The organism is Rhodococcus sp. X156 (genome assembly GCF_004006015.1).
In the GTDB taxonomy this organism is placed as follows: Bacteria; Actinomycetota; Actinomycetes; order Mycobacteriales; family Mycobacteriaceae; genus X156.
In genome coordinates, this window is sequence record NZ_CP034766.1 from 701,229 (window position 1) to 719,542 (window position 18,314).

18 protein-coding genes and 1 tRNA gene are annotated in these 18,314 nt (G+C 73.3%); 10 read left to right on the forward strand and 9 right to left on the reverse strand.

Annotation, left to right across the window (positions count from 1 at the left end; translation table 11 throughout):
- The first annotated feature begins 9 nt into the window (after positions 1–9).
- From ELX43_RS03335 to ELX43_RS03350, 5 genes are all read left to right on the forward strand, one after another.
- The gene (locus ELX43_RS03335) at positions 10–663 is read left to right on the forward strand and encodes a GNAT family protein (RefSeq protein WP_127784635.1); all 654 of its coding nucleotides are present in this window, start codon (positions 10–12) and stop codon (positions 661–663) included.
- 137 nt (positions 664–800) lie between these two features.
- Positions 801–1,601, forward strand: coding sequence for a gephyrin-like molybdotransferase receptor GlpR (gene glpR, locus ELX43_RS03340; protein WP_127782131.1), 801 nt, complete (start codon positions 801–803; stop codon positions 1,599–1,601).
- A gap of 30 nt (positions 1,602–1,631) precedes the next feature.
- Positions 1,632–1,704, forward strand: a tRNA-Ala gene (locus tag ELX43_RS03345).
- A gap of 163 nt (positions 1,705–1,867) precedes the next feature.
- Entirely contained in the window at positions 1,868–2,065 is a 198-nt protein-coding gene (locus ELX43_RS17555) for a DUF5708 family protein (protein WP_164860568.1), read from the forward strand.
- Positions 2,029–2,580, forward strand: a complete 552-nt coding sequence (locus ELX43_RS03350; RefSeq protein WP_164860569.1) for a TetR/AcrR family transcriptional regulator — start codon at positions 2,029–2,031, stop codon at positions 2,578–2,580. The genes ELX43_RS17555 and ELX43_RS03350 overlap by 37 nt, the downstream gene beginning before the upstream one ends.
- 15 nt (positions 2,581–2,595) lie before the next feature.
- Here ELX43_RS03350 and ELX43_RS03355 read toward each other — a convergent pair whose 3' ends face one another.
- Positions 2,596–3,540, reverse strand: coding sequence for an NAD(P)-dependent oxidoreductase (locus ELX43_RS03355; protein ID WP_127782133.1), 945 nt, complete (start codon positions 3,538–3,540; stop codon positions 2,596–2,598).
- A gap of 31 nt (positions 3,541–3,571) precedes the next feature.
- A complete protein-coding gene (locus ELX43_RS03360) occupies positions 3,572–4,210 on the reverse strand; it encodes an HD domain-containing protein (RefSeq protein ID WP_127782134.1) in 639 nt (212 codons plus the stop codon).
- Between the two features lie 89 nt (positions 4,211–4,299).
- Between ELX43_RS03360 and ELX43_RS03365 the strand changes: the two genes are divergently transcribed.
- Positions 4,300–4,527 carry a DUF2277 domain-containing protein gene (locus ELX43_RS03365; RefSeq protein WP_127782135.1) on the forward strand — a complete coding sequence of 76 codons (228 nt, stop codon included), beginning with the start codon at positions 4,300–4,302 and terminating at the stop codon, positions 4,525–4,527.
- 31 nt (positions 4,528–4,558) lie between these two features.
- On the opposite strand, the gene ELX43_RS03370 is transcribed toward ELX43_RS03365, so the two are convergent.
- Together ELX43_RS03370 and ELX43_RS03375 are read right to left on the reverse strand one after the other, a co-directional pair.
- Positions 4,559–5,260, reverse strand: a complete 702-nt coding sequence (locus ELX43_RS03370) for a PIG-L deacetylase family protein (RefSeq protein ID WP_206518096.1) — start codon at positions 5,258–5,260, stop codon at positions 4,559–4,561.
- Between the two features lie 21 nt (positions 5,261–5,281).
- Positions 5,282–6,064, reverse strand: a complete 783-nt coding sequence (locus ELX43_RS03375; protein WP_127782136.1) for an alpha/beta fold hydrolase — start codon at positions 6,062–6,064, stop codon at positions 5,282–5,284.
- Between the two features lie 119 nt (positions 6,065–6,183).
- Between ELX43_RS03375 and ELX43_RS03380 the strand changes: the two genes are divergently transcribed.
- Positions 6,184–7,203, forward strand: a complete 1,020-nt coding sequence (locus tag ELX43_RS03380) for a P1 family peptidase (RefSeq protein ID WP_127782137.1) — start codon at positions 6,184–6,186, stop codon at positions 7,201–7,203.
- A gap of 5 nt (positions 7,204–7,208) precedes the next feature.
- On the opposite strand, the gene ELX43_RS03385 is transcribed toward ELX43_RS03380, so the two are convergent.
- The gene (locus ELX43_RS03385) at positions 7,209–8,651 is read right to left on the reverse strand and encodes a phospholipid carrier-dependent glycosyltransferase (protein WP_241249851.1); all 1,443 of its coding nucleotides are present in this window, start codon (positions 8,649–8,651) and stop codon (positions 7,209–7,211) included.
- A gap of 121 nt (positions 8,652–8,772) precedes the next feature.
- Between ELX43_RS03385 and rsmI the strand changes: the two genes are divergently transcribed.
- The gene (gene rsmI / locus ELX43_RS03390) at positions 8,773–9,645 is read left to right on the forward strand and encodes a 16S rRNA (cytidine(1402)-2'-O)-methyltransferase (protein ID WP_346773863.1); all 873 of its coding nucleotides are present in this window, start codon (positions 8,773–8,775) and stop codon (positions 9,643–9,645) included.
- Here rsmI and ELX43_RS03395 read toward each other — a convergent pair.
- The 4 genes from ELX43_RS03395 to pflB form a co-directional block, all read right to left on the reverse strand.
- The gene (locus tag ELX43_RS03395) at positions 9,615–10,871 is read right to left on the reverse strand and encodes an aminodeoxychorismate synthase component I (protein WP_127782139.1); all 1,257 of its coding nucleotides are present in this window, start codon (positions 10,869–10,871) and stop codon (positions 9,615–9,617) included. The two genes, rsmI and ELX43_RS03395, sit on opposite strands and share 31 nt — an antisense overlap.
- Before the next feature lie 56 nt (positions 10,872–10,927).
- Positions 10,928–12,247, reverse strand: coding sequence for a lipase family protein (locus tag ELX43_RS03400; RefSeq protein WP_241249693.1), 1,320 nt, complete (start codon positions 12,245–12,247; stop codon positions 10,928–10,930).
- Between the two features lie 122 nt (positions 12,248–12,369).
- The gene (gene pflA / locus ELX43_RS03405; protein WP_127782140.1) at positions 12,370–13,152 is read right to left on the reverse strand and encodes a pyruvate formate-lyase-activating protein; all 783 of its coding nucleotides are present in this window, start codon (positions 13,150–13,152) and stop codon (positions 12,370–12,372) included.
- 8 nt (positions 13,153–13,160) lie between these two features.
- Positions 13,161–15,398 (reverse strand): formate C-acetyltransferase, encoded by a 2,238-nt coding sequence (pflB, locus tag ELX43_RS03410; protein ID WP_127784639.1) that lies wholly within the window; start codon positions 15,396–15,398, stop codon positions 13,161–13,163.
- A gap of 216 nt (positions 15,399–15,614) precedes the next feature.
- On the opposite strand from pflB, the gene metG reads away from it, so the two are divergent.
- Both metG and ELX43_RS03420 read left to right on the forward strand, forming a co-directional pair.
- The gene (gene metG / locus ELX43_RS03415; protein ID WP_127782141.1) at positions 15,615–17,465 is read left to right on the forward strand and encodes a methionine--tRNA ligase; all 1,851 of its coding nucleotides are present in this window, start codon (positions 15,615–15,617) and stop codon (positions 17,463–17,465) included.
- On the forward strand, positions 17,462–18,295 hold the full coding sequence (locus ELX43_RS03420; protein WP_127782142.1) for a TatD family hydrolase: 834 nt from the start codon (positions 17,462–17,464) through the stop codon (positions 18,293–18,295). Before metG ends, ELX43_RS03420 begins: the two co-directional genes overlap by 4 nt.
- Positions 18,296–18,314: the final 19 nt, after the last annotated feature.

The window sequence follows — 18,314 nt, forward strand, 5'->3', positions numbered from 1 at the left end:
GCGGTGAGCGTGCGCGACCGACGCACCAGCGACCGCCATCCCGGGTGGCCCGCTCGGCTCGGTCCGGTGCGGGTGCGGGCCGGGCAGGTGCGGGTGCGGCCCATCCGGCTGCGCGACGCCGCCGCCTGGAGCCACGTCCGCACCCGGGACGAGGCGCAGCTGCTGCCGTGGGAGCCCACCGGCGTCGGTCCGTGGCGCGCCCGCAACAGCGTGTCCAGCTGGCCGCTGGTGTGCTCGGCCATGCGGGGCTCGGCCCGGCACGGCACGCTGCTGCCCTTCGCCATCGAGGTGGACGGCGAGCTGGCCGGGCAGATCACCGTGGGCAACGTGGTGCGGGGTGCGCTGCTGTCGGCCTGGGTGGGCTACTGGGTGGCCACCCCGCTCACCGGCGGGGGAGTGGCCACCGCGGCCCTGGCGCTCACCCTGGACCACTGCTTCGGCCCGGTGGGGCTGCACCGCGTGGAGGCCACCGTCCGTCCGGAGAACACCGCCAGCCGGTCGGTGCTGGCGCGGGTGGGCTTCCGCGAGGAGGGCCTGCTGCGCCGCTACCTCGACGTGGACGGGGAGTGGCGCGACCACGTGCTGGTGGCGCTGACCGCCGAGGAGCAGGTGGGCGGGTTCACCGCGGCGCTGGTGCACTCCGGCCGTGCGCAATGGAGCTGAAAACGCCGCTGCTGCACGGCGTGTCGTGCGACACGGCGCGGCGTGTCTCGCGACACCCGGCGCGCCTGTCGCGCCCGCGGGGTGCACCTGACTACCGTGCTTACACTGATGTCGTTTAGCTCCCGGGGGTGGTTGCCGTGCCGAGCTCGCTGATCTTTGTCGGTCTCGTCGCGGCATGGCTGGCGGTGCTGGTCCCCATGGTGGCCAAGTACCGGCAGGAGGTGCGCCGCACCGGAGACGGAGCCCTCGCGGCGCGCGTGCTGCACCGGGGCGGCAGCGGCATCAAGCTACGACGACCCGGACCGGCCGCGGGACACCGCAGCAACCCGGACTGGCGCCAGCCCGAGCACGAGGAGACAGTGGTGGACAAGACAGCAGCGGACGACTCGATGCACGACCACCCGACCCAGGTGCTGGCCATCACCAGGACGGACGAGGCTGACCACGCGCCCCTGGGTGGGGTGGACGAGCACGAGCAGTACGAGCAGGACGAGCACCGTGAGCTCGAGGCGCCCCGGCGCACCGGCCGCGGCGGCTACGACCCGGAGGCCGACGCGGTGGCCCGGATGGCCCGCTACTCCTTCCGCCAGCGCGTGGTGCTCGGCCTGCTCATCGCCGCAGTCCTCACCGCCGTCCTGGCCGGTGTCGCGTTCAGCAGCCTGTGGACCGTGCACGTGCTGATCGACCTGGGCCTGGTCGGCTACCTGGCCTACCTGCGCCGCCAGGTGCGCATCGAGGAGAACGTCCGCGAGCGCCGGATGGCCCGCATGGGCCGCGCCCGCCTGGGCGTGCACTCCACCGAGGACGACGAGTTCGGCGTGGTCCCGCAGCGCCTGCGTCGCCCGGGGGCCGTGGTCCTGGAGATCGACGACGAGGACCCGGCCTTCGACGAGCTGGACGACCGCCCGTACGAGCTACCGCGTGCGTCGGGTCAGTAGCGGGCTGCTAGAGTTTCGCTCGCAGTACCCGGGGCTGTGGCGCAGTTGGTAGCGCGCCTCGTTCGCATCGAGGAGGCCAGGGGTTCGAATCCCCTCAGCTCCACCGGAAGTGCACAAGGCTCGAATTCTCGCCGACAGACATGTTGGCCGGGGTTCGGGCCTTGTTGCTTTTCCGGCCCGCGTGAAAGCCATCAGCACACCCTGGACCGCAGCCGCTCATCACTGTACATTCGTACAATACAGTCGTACAGAGATGAGGAGCGGGCATGAGCAAGCAGGGCTGGGAGCTGGTGGTCGGGGCAGTCATGGTCATCGGGGGGCTGACGATGTTCTTCGTCTTCCGCGACGTGGAGACCCCGGTAGTGGGTCTGCGTCAGGCCGGTCTGGTGATCGCGGTGCTCGGCGCGATCGAGCTCGCGGTGACCGGGTGGTCGAGGATCCAGTCGCGGCGGCCGCACGACTGATGGCCGTCACCCGCCTGCTCGACGCCGTGCTGACCGTGCTGGCCGAGCACGGAGCTGGAGCGCTGAGCGTCCGCAGCGTCGCCGCAGCGGCGGGGGTGTCACCGGCGCAGGTGCAGTACTACTACCGGACCAAGAGCGAGCTGGTGCGCGCCGGCTTCGATCACGCGGGCGAGCAGTTCCTCGCCGACGTGACGGCCTCCGGTGCCACCACGCTGATGGACGTCGTGCAGCAGTGGCTGCCCCTGGACGACCGACGCGAGCGCCGCGCTCGCGTGTGGCTCGCCTACGCCGCCCTCTCGGCTGTCGACCCCGAGCTGGCGGCGGTCTCGGCCCAGCTCGATCGCGAGCTCCGTTCCTGGTTCGCCGACCAGGGACTCACCGACGAGCAGGCCTCGACGCTCCTCGCGCTCATCGACGGAGTCACCGTCCAGTGCCTCGTGCTGCCCCACCCCGATCGGCGAGCGCTGGTCGAGCGCACCATCGTGCCGTTCGTCGCGGGCCTCGGGTCAGCCTGAGCCAGTGGCCACCGGCTAGCGGTCGTCGGCAGACAGCTCCGCGGCAAAGCCCTCGCGCCAGGACGAGTACCCGGGCTGCCAGCCCAGCAGCTCCTTGGCGCGGTTGTTGTCGGCCCCGCGCAGCGCCGTCATGAAGGCCACGCCCCAGGCGCCGACTGCCAGCCGGGCCACCAGCGCCGGGATGTGCCGCGGCTCCGGGGCGCCGAGCACCTGGGCCAGCTCGGGGATCCACTCCCGCGTCGCCGCGGGGTCGTCGTCGACGATGTTCAGCGCCCCGGTGACCTGGCTGTCCAGCGCGGCCACCACCGCGGCTGCGGCGTCGCGGGCGTGGATGAAGGAGAATACCGCATCACCGCTGCCCACGATGGGCAGGCTGCGGGCGCGCACCTGGCTGGTGAACGAACCGTTCAGGCCGAAGGCCGAGCCGGGCCCGTAGAGGTGCCCCAGGCGCAGCACCAGCCCACCGGACTGCGCGGTGCGCTGCTCCAGCTCCTGCACCGCGGCGAGCACGCTGGCGAACTGACGTGCCGGTCGCGGCCAGAGCGCGGTGTCCTCGGTGGCCAGCCCCGCGCCGCGGGGGTCGTAGCCGAAGGCGATGCTCTGGGCGACCACCCGCTGCACGCCCGCGGTGTCGGCGGCGTCGAGCAGGTCGCGGGTGCCCTCGGTGCGCAGCCGGTTGGTGGTGGCGAAGGCCTGGCCCATCCGGCGCGGGTCGATCTCGGCGGGGATCGCCGTCAGCAGGTGCACCACGGCGTCCGGGGCGGCGTCGCGCACGGCGCGGGTCAGCCCCTCGCGGTCCAGGGCGTCGGCCGGAACCACGGTGACCCCGCGGCGCGCCCCCAGTGCCTGCACCCGACTGCTCGGGCGGGCCAGGGCGAGCACCTCGTGGCCCGCCGCCGTCAGCTGGGGCAGCAGCGGGGTGCCCAGCACGCCCGTGGCTCCCGCGACCAGTACCCGCACGTCGACCTCCCCGTTCCGGTGGACCCCGGCTCTACTCGGGCCAGGGGTTGGCCTCGATCACCTCGACGAAGTCGGTGCGGACGAACCCGGGGACGAAGTGTGCCAGCACGTCGGCGTTGACGGTGCCGAACGTGGTGTCGGGCCGGTCGGCGAAGCCGTTGGTGAAGGCCTGCAGGATCTGCCGCTTGAAGTCCGGGCGCGGGTGCGCGGCGGTGACGGCCTCCAGCTGCGCCGCGTCCAGGTCGTGGAAGCCGATGCCCAGCACGTCGGTCTCCACGCCCGCCGTCACCAGCGCCACCTCCGGCTCCAGGTGCTCGGGGATGCCCGGGGTGGTGTGCAGCGCGATGGCCGTCCACACCCGGCGCACGGCGTCGGTGTCCAGGCCATGGGCGGTGAGGAAGCGGCGAGCCTCGTCGGCGCCGTCCACCTCGAAGCGCTGGTCGGTGCTGCGGTAGGTGTCGGTGAGGCCCAGGTCGTGGAACATGGCGCCGACGTAGAGCAGCTCCGGGTCTGGACGCAGGCCGCGGCGCTCGCCCTGCAGGCTGCCGAAGAGGAACACCCGCCGGGAGTGGTGGTAGAGCAGGTCGGACGTGGCGGTGCGCACCAGCTCGGTCGCCTCCGCCACCAGCTGGGTGTCCGGAACGGTGACTCCCGCGATCTGCTCAGCCATCAGCTTCCCTTCGGTGGTGGGTGGGCACCCGAAGTGAATGCCCTGGTCAGGGGGTGGGCAAGCGGCGCGAGCGTCCCTACGCTGGCCACATGTGCCGCAGCATCAAGACGCTCCGCCCGCCCTACGCCGAGGATGTCACGGACGACGACGTGCGGGCCGCCGCCCTGCAGTACGTCCGCAAGATCAGCGGCATGCGCGCCCCGGCCAAGGTGAACGCCGAGGTGTTCGACCGCGCCGTGGACGCCGTCACCGCGGCGACCCAGGAGCTCCTGGGCGACCTGCACGTGCGGGGCGCCACCACCGCCGCCAAGTCCTGACCGCCTAGCTGGTCCGGAGTGGTGCTCCCGGCTAGGCGCCGAAGATCTCGAAGGCGGCGACGTTGGGGTTGGGCATCACCTGCGCCAGCACGCCGCGGGCGTCCAGGCCCAGCTCGGCCAGGTAGGCGCGGTGCTCGGCCAGCGAGGCCACCGCCAGCTCGGTGGTGGCCGAGACGTCCAGGCAGTGGGTGGGACGCGGAGAGCCGACCACCGCCACCAGCCGCGGGCTCCACGGCTCGCCGGCGTCGCGGAAGATCCACCGGTTGCCCGCGTCGGCGACGGCGTCCATGGTGGCCAGCCCGACCGCGCGGTGGTCGGCGAAGTTCCACCCGCCCGAGGGCCAGGTGTCGCGGTGGCTGCCGGTGAGCACCAGGTCGGGCTGGTAGTGGCGGATGCGCGCGGCGAGGTCGTGGCGCAGCGCGATGCCGTACTCCACCACGCCGTCGCTGTAGCCCTCCAGGAACTCCACGGTGTGCACGCCGACCTGCGCGGCGGCGGCGCGCTGCTCGGCCTCCCGCAACGGGCCGGTGACCTCCGGGTCCAGGCTGTCCATGCCCGCCTCGCCCCGGGTGACCAGCAGGTAGACCACCTCCTTGCCGGCCTGCACCCAGGTGGCCACCGCGCCGGCGGCGCCGTACTCCAGGTCGTCGGGGTGGGCGGCGATGGCCAGCGCCCGGTGCCAGTCCAGCGGCATCTCGGGCAGGTCGACCATGCCCCGGTTGGCAGCACTCATGGCGGAAGCCCTCCGTGCGTCTCAGCTGGTGCTCTGCAGGATCAGCCGGGTGGTCTCCTCGGGGCTGTCCCAGTGGGGGAAGTGCCCGCAGCGGTCGAACCAGTGCAGCGTGGCCGACGGGAAGCGCTCGGCGGCGACGGCGGCCTGGCTGGGCAGCGTCACCCGGTCCTGCCGGCCCCAGCCCAGCACCACCGTGCCGTGCGGGACGCTCGGGTCGGCGCCCGCCTGCAGCGGCCCCTCGGCGAGGGCGTGCAGCGCCTCGTCCAGGGACGGGGAGGCCTCCGCGGTGAAGCCCTGCAGCTCCTGCAGCACCAGCTCGGCAGGCAGCTTCCACGGCGCCGCGGCGAACTGGGCCAGCAGCACGCTGCGGCCGGCGGCGCTGGTGCTCAGCCGGGGCAGCGCCGGCTGGATGCGGCGGACCAGGCCGATAGAGGCGATGAGGCTGCCCTTGAGGAAGCGGGCCTGCTGGGCGTTCCAGAAGCCGCCCGGGTCCAGCGCCACGACGGTGCCCTGGTGCCCGCGGCGGGCCAGCTCCAGCACCATCCGCGCCCCCAGCGAGCTGCCCACCAGCGCGGCCTCCGCCAGGCCCTCCTCCCGCAGGAAGTCGGCCAGGGCGTCGGTGAGGGTGGCCACGGAGACCTCGCCCAGCAGTGGCGGGGTCTTGCCGAAGCCGGGCAGGTCGACGGCGATGACCTCGCGCTCCTCGGCCAGCGGGCCGACGATGCGGTCCCAGGTGCCCAGGCTCGACCCGAGGCCGTGCACCAGCACCACCGGCGCCCCCGTGCCCGTGCGAGAAACGTTCATCGACTGGCCTCCGACTGGTCCGATGTGTCACAGCTGCTCCCGTGCCGACCAGGCTAGGGAGGGCCGTGACGCCCCGCGACACGAACAGCCCGCGGGGTGGTGGGCGGTAGTTTCCCGACATGACCGACTTGACCGACAGCCCTGCAGACAAGGCCAGCACGACCAGCACGACCAGCACGGGCATCACCGACGTCACCGGGGTGCGGGTGGGTCACGCCCAGCGCACCGGGGACGGCTGGCTGACCGGGGTGACCGTGGTGCTGCCGCCGCCGGGCACGGTGGCCGGGGTGGACGTGCGCGGCGGTGGGCCGGGCACGCACGAGACCGACGCGCTGGACCCGCGGACGCTGGTGCCCACCGCCGACGCCGTGGTGCTCACCGGTGGCAGCGCCTACGGCCTGGTGACCGCGCACGGGGTGCAGCGCTGGTGCGAGGAGCACGGCCGGGGCTTCCCGGTGGGCCCGCAGCCGCACCAGGTGGTGCCCATCGTGCCGGCGGCGGCGCTGTTCGACCTGGGCCGGGGCGGGGAGTTCACCGCCCGCCCGGACGCCGAGATGGGTCACGCCGCCGCAGCTGCCGCCGCGGCCACCGACGACCACGCCCCCGTGGTGCGCGGCTGCGTGGGCGCGGGCACCGGGGCGCTCATCGCCCGGGGCAGCGCCAAGGGCGGGGTGGGCACCGCCTCGGTGACGCTGGGGCCCGAGGCCGGGGGAGCGGTGGTGGGCGCGATCGCCGTGGTGAACGCGGCCGGCAGCCCGGCCGTGGGCCAGCCGCCGGAGGCGGGCGAGGGCACGGCGATCCACCCCCTGGCCACGCAGGCGCTGAACACCACCCTGGCCGTGGTGGCCACCGACGCCGCCCTCGACCCGGCGGAGGCCTCGCGCACCGCCACCGCCGCCCACGACGGGCTGGCCCGCGCCCTGGACGTGGCGCACACGATGAGCGACGGCGACACCATCTTCGCCCTGGCCACCGGGGCGGTGCCGCTGCCGGGGGAGAGCAGGGTGCAGCGGGTGCAGGCGCTGGTGGCGCTGCAGGCCGCCGCGGCCGAGGCGGTGCGGCTGGCCGTGCTGGACGGGGTGGCCGCGGCCACCGCGGTGCGCACCCCGGCCGGCAGCTGGGAGCCCTGGCGGCTGTAGCTGAGCTAGCGCCAGCTGGGCAGCCAGAGCTCGTTCTGCCAGTGCGACTCGGTGATGGGCACCCCGGTGAGGATGGGGTAGAGCCACGCGAAGTTGGCCACCACCAGGCCCACGTACAGGCACACCACCAGCAGACCGGTGCGGCGGCGCTCCAGGCCCGCGCGGGCCCGGCCGAGGACGTCGCCGAGCACCAGCGTGACGGCCATGACCAGGAACGGCGCCATCGCCATGGCGTAGAAGAAGTACATCTGCCGGTCCAGGTTGGTGAACCAGGGCAGGAACGCCGCGCCGTAGCCCACCAGCACCACGGAGTAGCGCCAGTCGCGGCCGAACACCGCCCGCCACAGCGACCAGGCCAGCACCGGCAGCGCCAGCCACCACAGCGCCGGGGTGCCCACCAGCATCACCGCGGACACGCAGCTGGCCGCGCCGCAGCCGCTGACGTCCGGGCCCGCGGAGTAGGCGTAGAGCATCGGCCGCAGCCCCATCGGCCACGTCCACGGCTTGGACTCGTAGGGGTGCGGGCTGCCCGCCGGGGTCACCAGGTTGGAGTGGAAGCTGAGCACGTGGCCGCTGTAGTACCAGAGCGCGCGCAGCGCGTCGGGCACGAAGCCGAACGGGCCGCCGGTGCCGACCTTCTGCCCCACCACCCAGCGGTCGATGCCGGTCTCGCTGCCGAACCACGCCCACCAGGTGGCCAGGTACACCAGCAGCGGGATGGCGACCAGGGCGTAGAGCGCCGGGCCGACGTCGCGCACCAGGGTGCCCACCCACGGGCGCTGCACGCCGGCGCTGCGCCGGGCGGCGACGTCCATGCCCACGCAGAGCAGGCCGTAGAACACGATGAAGAAGGCGCCGTTCCACTTGGTGCCGCAGGAGATGCCGAGCATCACCCCGGCGCCCAGGCGCCACCAGCGCACGCCCAGGCGCGGCCCCCACGGGGAGTCGCCGATGCGCCCCTGCTCCACCACCGTGCGCATCCGGGCGCGCACCTGGTCGCGGTCGACCACCAGGCAGCCCAGCGCGGCCACCACGAACAGGGCCAGGAAGATGTCCAGCATCCCCACCCGCGAGGACACGAACGACATGCCGTCGCAGATGAGCAGGATCCCGGCCACCCCGCCCAGCAGCGTGGAGCGGGTCATCCGCCGCACGATGCGGACGACCAGCAGCACCAGCACCACCCCGGCCACGGCGGAGGCGAACCGCCAGCCCACCGCGTTGTAGCCGAAGATCCACTCCCCGGCGGCGATCAGCTGCTTGGCCACCGGGGGGTGCACCACCAGCTCGTAGCCGGGGTTGTCCTCCAGCCCGCCGTTGGTGAGCGCCTGGTGGGCCTGCGGCACGTAGTGCTTCTCGTCGAAGATGGGCGTGCCGCCGTCGGTGGGGCTGCCCAGCCGGTAGAAGCGGGTGAACGCGGCGATGGCGGTGAGCACCAGGGTGACCACCCAGCCGCGCAGCCGGTCGGTGGGCGGGTCGTCCCGCCAGGAGGGGCGGAGGGGGCTGGTGCGCGCTCGGTCGGGTACCGCGTCGGCCAGCAGGGTCACCCGGCAATCGTAGGCTCTACCGGTGACCACCGAAGGCCCCTCGAGCACCTCCGCTGAACGCGCGCCCGGCCGCCTGGTGCTCGCCGCCACCCCGATGGGCCAGGCCGGTGACGCCTCGGCCCGGCTGCGCGAGGCCCTGGCCACCGCCGACGTGGTGGCCGCCGAGGACACCCGCCGCACCAAGCAGCTGGCCTCGGCGCTGGACGTGCGCATCGCCGGACGGGTGGTGAGCTTCTACGACGCGGTGGAGACGGCCAAGGCCCCGGCCCTGGTGGCCGAGGTCGCGGCCGGGCGCACGGTGCTGCTGGTGACCGACGCGGGCATGCCGTCGGTGAGCGACCCCGGTTACCGGCTGGTGGCGGCCTGCGTGGCGGAGGACCTGCCGGTCACCTGCCTGCCCGGGCCCTCGGCGGTGACCACGGCGCTGGCGCTGTCCGCCATCCCGTGCGAGCGGTTCTGCTTTGACGGCTTCCCCCCGCGCAAGTCCAGCGCCCGGCGCACCTGGCTGGCCCAGCTGCGCGAGGAGGAGCGGGCGTGCGTGTTCTTCGAGGCCCCGCACCGGCTGGCCGACTGCCTCGCTGACGCGGTGGCGGTGCTCGGCGCCGACCGCCGCGCCGCGGTGTGCCGGGAGCTGACCAAGACCTACGAGGAGGTGCGCCGCGGCACCCTCGGCGAGCTGGCCGAGTGGGCGGCGGAGGGGGTGCGCGGGGAGATCACCGTGGTGCTTGCCGGCGCCGCGCCCGCCGGCCCACCCGCGATGGAGCAGCTGGTGGCGATGGTGGACGAGCTGGTGGACACCGGGCTGCGGCTGAAGGACGCCTGCGCGCAGGTGACCGAGCGCAACGGCGGCTCCAAGCGGGAGCTCTACGAGGCGGTGCTGGCCGCCCGCGACTGAGGCGCCAGCGGCGTGGAGGGGCTCAGCCCGGTGGTGGCGGCGGCCTTGTCCAGGCACTCCTGCCACTCCGCCGCCGGGTCGGAGTCGATGGTGATGCCCCCGCCCACGCCCAGCTCCACCGCACCGTCGGCGGCCACCGCCACGGTGCGGATGGCCACGTTGAGCTCGAGGCCGGCCACCGGCGAGACCATGCCGACGGTGCCGCAGTAGATCCCCCGGGCGCCGTCCTCCCAGCCGGCCAGCAGCTGCCGGGCCCGGCCCTTGGGGGTGCCGGTGACCGAGGCGGGCGGGAAGGTGGCCGCCAGCAGCTCGGCGTCGGTGACGTCCGGGCGCAGCTCGCCGCGCACGGTGGAGACCAAGTGCCAGACCCCGGGCGCGGGGTGCACGGCGAGCAGGTCGGGGACGGTGATGCTGCCCGGGCGGCAGACGCGACCCAGGTCGTTGCGCACCAGGTCCACGATCATCACGTTCTCCGCCACGTCCTTGGCCGAGGCGCGCAGGTCGGTGGCGCTGCGGTGCGCGGGCAGCGTGCCCTTGATGGGGCTGGAGCTGACCACGCGGTCGTGGCGGGCCAGGAACAGCTCGGGGGAGAAGGAGACGACCGCGCCCCAGTCGCCGGCGAGGTAGGCCGCCCGCGCCGGGTCCTGCGCGTGCACCCCGGCGGTGAACAGCTGCACCGCCTCGCCGGCCAGCGCGCCGGTGAAGCGGGTGCACACGCAGGCCTGGTACACCTCGCCCTCGGCGATGGCTGCCCGGCACTGACGGACGCGGTGCTGGTGGGCGGCGGCGTCGGGGGCGTGCCAGCGCACCGCCCAGGCCTGCTCCGGGGCGCCGGCACGGACCACCGCGGCCAGCTCAGCCGGGCAGGACTCGCCGGTGAGGCTCTCGAACCACCAGGTGCCGCCGGTGTCCAGCCGCAGCACGCAGCTGGTCCAGCCGCCCGCCGCGGGCGCAAGCGCGGCGCCCGCCCCGTCGGGGTAGGCGAGGTAGCCGATCCAGCCCCCACCGATCGCGCCGGCGGGGCCCGGCGTGGGACCCGTCGGGGGGAAGGCGGCGGACGGGTCGCAGGGGGTGACCTCCACGCTGGGTGCCAGCACCGCGGCGGAGCCGAACCACTGCCCGGTGAGCGCGGCCGGGCCGGGCACGCCCAGCCGCTGCGCTCGGCGGTGCAGCCCGCGCAGCACCGCCTGGGGGGACGCCCCGCCGCCCAGCCGTTGCACGTGCACCCGCACAGCCTCCCCGAGCCGGTCGCTCAGACCGGCTCCGGGGGCTGCTCAGGCGCTCAGCCCTGCTCGGCGCAGGTCGACGTGGCTGCAGGGGTGGCCTCGGTGACGCGCTCGTAGAGCCAGCGCAGCGCGTCGCCGGCACCCAGCACCGCCGGCAGCACGTGGCCGATGCCGGTGCCCGGGAAGACCGGCGGGATGGCCAGCTCGTTGTACTGCACGGTGGCGCCCAGTGCGCACCAGTCCGTCGCCAGCTGACGGGCCTGCGGCGCGGGGATCACGTCGTCGTTGGCGCCCTGGAAGAGGTAGACCGGCGCCGTGGGGGTCAGCCGACCGAGGCGCTGGGCGGCCACCGCGGAGACGAACGGCTCCTGGTCCAGGAACGACCCGACCGGCTGCCCGCTCACGGTGAAGCTGCTGGTCTGCTGGAACGCGTAGCGCAGCGTGGTCTCGCCCACGCACTGGTTCTGCGTCTCGGCCAGCAGCCGCTTGCCCTGCTCGTTGAGCAACCTGTCCAGCTCGGGCACCAGCTCGGGGTAGACCTTGGACAGGCCGTTGATGGAGTAGCCGATCAGGCCGGACAGCGTGCTGCCGTCGATCGCCGGTGCCACGGTGGACAGGTCGGCGGGGGCGTCCCCGGCGGCGGCGCCCTTGAGGTTCAGCTCCGGGGCGTAGCTGGGGGCCATCTCTGCGGCCGAGGCCGATCCGGCGCCGCCCTGGGAGTAGCCGTAGATGCCGATGGGGGCGCTGGCCGACACTCCGGAGCCGGGGGTGCGCTGGGCGGCGCGGGCGGCGTCGAGCACGGTGTGCGCCTGTGAGACCCGGTCCACGTAGGTGTGCACGCCGGGCGTGCCGAGGCCCTCGTAGTCGGTGACGACCACCGCCACGCCCTTGTCCAGCATCTGGCTGATGAACAGCAGCTCGTACTGCAGGCCCTGGTTGAACAGCACCGACGGCGCGCACTGGTCGCCCTGGCCGATGGTGCCCACCGCGTAGGTGACCAGCGGTCGCTCGCCGGGGCCGGTCCAGGCGGCGGTGGGCGAGAAGACGGTGCCGGTGACGGCGATCGCCCGGTTCTGGGTGTCGTTGCTGCGGTACATGATCCGGGTGGCCGCGGCGGGCAGGGTTCCCCGGGTGAGCGGGTCGGTGATCACCGCCGAGCTCTCGCAGCGGATCAGGTCACCGTTGCCGGCGGGCAGCCCCGCCGGCGGGGTGTAGAAGTCCGCGGTGGGAGCGCAGGCGGTGGGGACGGTCGGGACTGCCTGGGTGGGCGCGGGCGCCGGTGCGGCCTGCGCGGGCACGGCGGTGGCGGTGGCGGTCAGCGCCACCGCCGCCATGGTGAGGACGGGGAGCTGGAACAGCCGGCGTCGGTGTCGCATGAGAGTCCAATCGTGGAGCCCCCAGCGCCCAGGAGGCCACAGAGGACTGTCTGTGTGTGACGAGCACCACGGACTCTAGCCCAGCGTCGGTGCACACCTGTAGCCAAAGCGCGGCGGAGCGGTCACGGCGCGTGCAGCCCCGCGTCGGCGAAGCGCTGTCGCGCCGAGTCCACCTGTGCCGCAGTGGCGGCCGGCACTCCGGCGAGCCGGTCGGGCTTGCCCAGCGCGGCGTACTTCTCCCGGCCGAGCAGGTGGTAGCCGAGCACGTCCACCCGCTCCACGTTGCCCAGCGAGGCCACGTAGGACGCCAGCTTCCGCACGTGCTCGGGAGCGTCGTTCACCCCCGGCACCAGGACGAAGCGCACCCACACGTGCTGGCCCCGGGCGGCCAGGCGCTCGGCGAAGCGCAGCGTCGGCTCCAGCTGCCCGGTGGTCAGGTCGGTGTAGAGCGCGGGGTCGATGGCCTTGACGTCCAGCAGCACCAGGTCGGTGGCGTCGAGCAGGGCGTCGCTGGCCCGTGCACCCAGCGCGCCGGAGGTGTCCAGCGCGGTGTGCAGCCCCAGCTCGGTGCACCGCTGCAGCACCGCCTCGGTGTAGGCGGGCTGCAGCAGCGGCTCCCCGCCGGAGATGGTCACCCCACCGCCGGCGGTGGTGAGGAACGTCCGGTAGCGGGCGATGCGGTCCATCGTCTCCGCCACCGTGTGCCGGGTGCCGCTGCGCATCATCTGCGTGTCCGGGTTGTGGCAGTAGGCGCAGGCCAGCGGGCAGCCGGCCACGAACAGCACGAACCGGGTGCCGGGGCCGTCCACCCCGGTGGAGATGTCCCAGGAGTGCACGGCACCGGTCAGCTCATCGGCGTGGTCGGGCAGCACCGGGTCCGGCAGCAGCACAGGTGCGGTCGTCATCCAGCCCCTCACAAGCCCTGGTGGAAGGTGCGGTTGATGACGTCGAGCTGCTGCTCGCGGGTCAGCCGGACGAAGCTCACCGCATAGCCGGACACTCGGATGGTCAGCTGCGGGTACTTCTCCGGGTGCTCCATCGCGTCCTCCAGCGTGGCGCGGTCCAGCACGTTGACGTTCATGTGGAAGCCCGAGGACGCGACGAAGCCGTCCAGCACGCCGACCAGGTTGTCCACCTGCTCCTGCCGGGTGCGGCCCAGGCCGGCCGGCGTCACCGTCTCGGTCAGGGAGATCCCGTCGCGGGCGGAGTCGAACGGCAGCTTGGCCACGCTGAGAGCGGCGGCCACCAGCCCGTGCCGGTCGCGGCCGTTCATCGGGTTGGCCCCCGGCGCGAACGGCTCGCCGGCGCGGCGACCGTCCGGGGTGTTGCCGGTGTTCTTGCCGTAGACGACGTTGCTGGTGATGGTGAGCACCGACTGGGTGTGCTCGGCGTCGCGGTAGGTCTTCTGCTGGCGCACCTTGGCCATGAACGTCTCCACCAGGTCCACCGCCAGAGCGTCGGCCCGGTTGTCGTCGTTGCCGTAGGTGGGGAACTCCCCGGTGGTCACGTAGTCGACCACCAGCCCCCGCGCGTCGCGCACCGGCCGCACGTCGGCGTGCTTGATGGCGGAGAGCGAGTCGGCCGCCACCGACAGCCCGGCGATGCCGCAGCCCATGGTGCGGTGCACGAAGGAGTCGTGCAGCGCCATCTCCAGCGCCTCGTAGGCGTACTTGTCGTGCATGTAGTGGATGACGTTGAGCGCGTCCACGTAGGTCCGGGCCAACCAGTCCATCATGGCGTCGAGCTTGGCGCGGACGTCGTCGTAGTCCAGCCGCTCCCCGGTCACGGCGGCCGCCGGTGGCGCCACCTGGGCGCCGGTGATCTCGTCGCGGCCGCCGTTGATGGCGTAGAGCAGCGTCTTGGCCAGGTTCACCCGGGCGCCGAAGAACTGCATCGACCGGCCGACGGTCATCGGCGACACGCAGCAGGCGATGGCGGTGTCGTCGCCCCAGCGCGGGCGCATCAGCTCGTCGGACTCGTACTGGATGGCGCTGGTGTCCAGCGACACCTGGGCGCAGAACCTCTTGAAGCCCGCCGGCAGCGCCGGGGACCAGAGCACCGTCATGTTCGGCTCCGGGGCGGGACCCAGGTTGTACAGCGTCTGCAGGTACCGGAAGGAGGTGCGGGTGACCAGCGGCCGCCCGTCCAGCCCGATGCCGCCGAGGCTCTCCGTCACCCAGGTGGGGTCGCCGGAGAACAGCTCGTCGTAGGCGGGGGTGCGCAGGAAGCGGATGATCCGCAGCTTGATGACGAAGTCGTCGATCAGCTCCTGCGCCTGCGCCTCGGTGAGCTCGCCGGCGTCGAGGTCGCGCTGCAGGTACACGTCCAGGAAGGTGCTGGTGCGCCCCAGCGACATGGCCGCGCCGTTCTGCTCCTTGGTGGCGGCGAGGTAGCCGAAGTACAGCCACTGCACGGCCTCCCGGGCGGTGGCCGCCGGCCGGGAGATGTCGTGGCCGTAGGAGGCGGCCATGGCCTGCAGGTCGTGCAGGGCCCGGACCTGCTCGGCCAGCTCCTCGCGGGTGCGGATGACGTCCTCGGTGGCGGGCAGGTCGTCGAGGGCGTGCAGGTCGGCCTGCTTGACCTCCACCAGCCGCTGCACCCCGTACAGCGCCACCCGGCGGTAGTCACCGATGATCCGGCCGCGACCGTAGGCGTCCGGCAGCCCGGTGATGATCTTGTTCTTGCGGGCCGCGCGGATCTGCGGGGTGTAGGCGTCGAACACCCCGTCGTTGTGGGTCTTGCGGTACTTGGTGAAGATCTCGCGCACCCGCGGGTCGGCCTCGTAGCCGTAGGCGTCCAACGAGCTCTGCACCATCCGCCAGCCGCCGTTGGGGATCATCGCGCGCTTGAGCGGGGCGTCGGTCTGCAGCCCCACGATCAGCTCGTGGTCGCGGTCGATGTAGCCGGGGCCGTGGCTGGTGATGGTGCCCGGCACGTGGGTGTCGATGTCGTGCACCCCGCGCTCGCGCTCGGCGGGGAACATCGCGGTGAGCTTGTCCCACACCCTGCGGGTGCGCTCGGTCGGTCCCTCGAGGAACTCCGGGCCACCGGTGTAGGGGGTGTAGTTGGCGTGGATGAAGTCGCGCACGGCGATGGTGTCGCACCAGTCGCCCCTGCGGAAGCCGCGCCAGGGGTCCCGGTTGTTCTGCACGGGATCCTGTGGCGCGGGTGCGCGGCGCTCGCGGACGTCGGTGGTCACTCCAGCTCCTTCCCGTCTGGTCACTGGGGGAGCCGGCCCGGAACGTGGGTCGCTGGAACCGGCCCGGCCTTGCCTGGTTCAACACCTGTCCAGCGCCGACGCTTCCCGCGCCGGGCGCACCCCCGGCGGCTGCGTCGGCCCAGGTGCGCCCTCGTTAGGCTGGCAACCATGTCCAACACCGTGCTCACCGCCGTCGCCTGGCCCTACGCGAACGGTCCCCGTCACATCGGGCACGTCTCGGGGTTCGGCGTTCCCTCCGACGTCTTCGCCCGGTACCAGCGCATGGCGGGCAACAAGGTGCTGATGGTCTCCGGCACCGACGAGCACGGCACGCCGATCCTGGTGCAGGCGGAGAAGGAGGGGGTGAGCACCCGGGAGCTGGCCGACCGCTACAACCGGGTGATCAACAAGGACCTGGCCGACCTGGGCCTGTCCTACGACCTGTTCACCCGCACCACCACGCGCAACCACTACGCGGTGGTGCAGGAGCTGTTCCGCACGCTGCACCGCAACGGCTACCTGGTGCCCAGGACCACCACCGGCGCCATCAGCCCGTCCACCGGACGCACCCTGCCCGACCGCTACGTGGAGGGCACCTGCCCGCTGTGCGGCTACGACGGCGCGCGCGGGGACCAGTGCGACAACTGCGGCAACCAGCTCGACCCGGCCGACCTGATCAACCCGCGCAGCAAGATCAACGGCGAGACCCCGAAGTTCGTGGAGACCGAGCACTTCTTCCTGGACCTGCCGGCGCTGGCCGACGCCTTGGCCGACTGGCTCAAGGGCCGCACCGACTGGCGCCCCAACGTGCTGCGCTTCAGCCTCAACCTCATCGCCGACTTGCGCCCCCGGGCCATGAGCCGGGACATCGACTGGGGCGTGCCCATCCCGCTGGAGGGCTGGGCCGACCGCGGCGACAAGAAGCTCTACGTCTGGTTCGACGCCGTCATCGGCTACCTCTCGGCCAGCATCGAGTGGGCGCACCGCACCGGCAACCCCGACGCCTGGCAGGAGTGGTGGTGCGACCCGCAGGCGCTGAGCTACTACTTCATGGGCAAGGACAACATCACCTTCCACAGCCAGATCTGGCCGGCCGAGCTGCTGGGCTACGACGGCAAGGGTGCCAAGGGCGGCAGCCCCGGTGAGCTGGGCCGGCTGAACCTGCCCACCGAGGTGGTCAGCAGCGAGTTCCTCACCATGAGCGGCTCCAAGTTCTCCACCAGCCGCGGCACCGTCATCTACGTCCGCGACTTCCTGGCCGAGTACGGCCCGGACGCGCTGCGCTACTTCATCTCGGTGGCCGGCCCGGAGAACCAGGACACCGACTTCACCTGGGACGAGTTCGTCCGGCGCACCAACTTCGAGCTGGCCAACGAGTGGGGCAACCTGGTCAACCGCTCGGTGTCCATGGCGCACAAGAACTTCGGTGCCATTCCCAAGCCGGGCACCCGCAGCGAGGCCGACGTGGAGCTGCTCCGCGCCGCCGAGGGCGCCTTCGACACCGTGGGCGCGCTGCTGCAGCGCAGCCGGTTCAAGCAGGCCGCCGGCGAGGCCATGCGGGTGGTGACGCTGGCCAACCGCTACATCTCCGACATGGAGCCGTGGAAGCTCGGCAAGTCCGGCACCGAGGAGGACCGCGAGCGCCAGGCCACCGTGCTGCACACCGCGCTGCAGGTGGTCTCCGACGCCAACGCGCTGCTCACCCCGTTCCTGCCGCACTCCGCCCAGCAGGTGCACACCGCCCTCGGCGGCAGCGGCACCTGGGCGGCGCAGCCGCAGATCCACGAGGTGACCGACGACGTGCTGCCCGGCTTCGCCGAGCCGCTGGTGGGGGCGGGCCTGCCGGAGGCCGGGCACTCCTACCCGGTGATCATGGGCGACTACGCCAGCGAGCAGGCGCACTGGGGCCGCACCGAGATCGCCGCGGGCACCGAGCTGCACAAGCCCACCCCGCTGTTCACCAAGCTCGACCCCAAGCTGGGCGAGACCGGCCCGGAGTGGGCGCCGGTCAACCCGTGAGCAAGCGATCCCGCTCCGGCCCACCCCCGGCGCCGGAGCCGCTGAGCCCGCTGCTGGACGCGCACACCCACCTGGACGCGTGCGGGGCGAGCACCGCCGAGGACGTGCGCGCCATCGTGGACCGCGCCGCCGCCGCCGGGGTGGGCCAGGTGGTCACCGTCGCCGACGACCTGGCCTCGGCGCACTGGGTGACCCGGGCCGCGGAGTGGGACGAGCGGGTGTGGGCGGCCACCGCGCTGCACCCCACCCGGGCCAACGCCCTGGACGAGGCCGCCCGCAAGGACCTGGAGGAGCTGGCCCGGCATCTGCGCACGGTGGCGGTGGGGGAGACCGGGCTGGACCACTACTGGCCGGGCAAGCTGGAGGGCTGCGCCGACCTCGCCACCCAGGAGGAGGCCTTCCGCTGGCACATCGACCTGGCCAAGCGGGTGGGCAAGCCGGTGATGATCCACGACCGGGAGGCGCACGCCGACGTGCTCCGGGTGCTGCGCGAGGAGGGCGCTCCGGAGCGGGTGATCTTCCACTGCTTCTCCGGCGACGCCGCGGTGGCCCGCGAGGCGGTGGACGCCGGCTACGTCATCAGCCTGTCCGGCACGGTCAGCTTCCGCAACGCCCACGCGCTGCGGGAGGCGGCGCTGCTGGTGCCCGCCGAGCAGCTCACGGTGGAGACCGACGCCCCGTTCCTCACCCCGCACCCCTACCGCGGCGCGGCCAACGAGTCGTACTGCCTGCCCTACACCGTGCGGGCCCTGGCCGAGCTGCGCGGCGACGACCCCGCCGAGCTGGCCGCCGCGACCACCGCCACCGCCCGGCGGGTCTACGGGCTGTGAGCCCCGCCGCGGCCGCGAG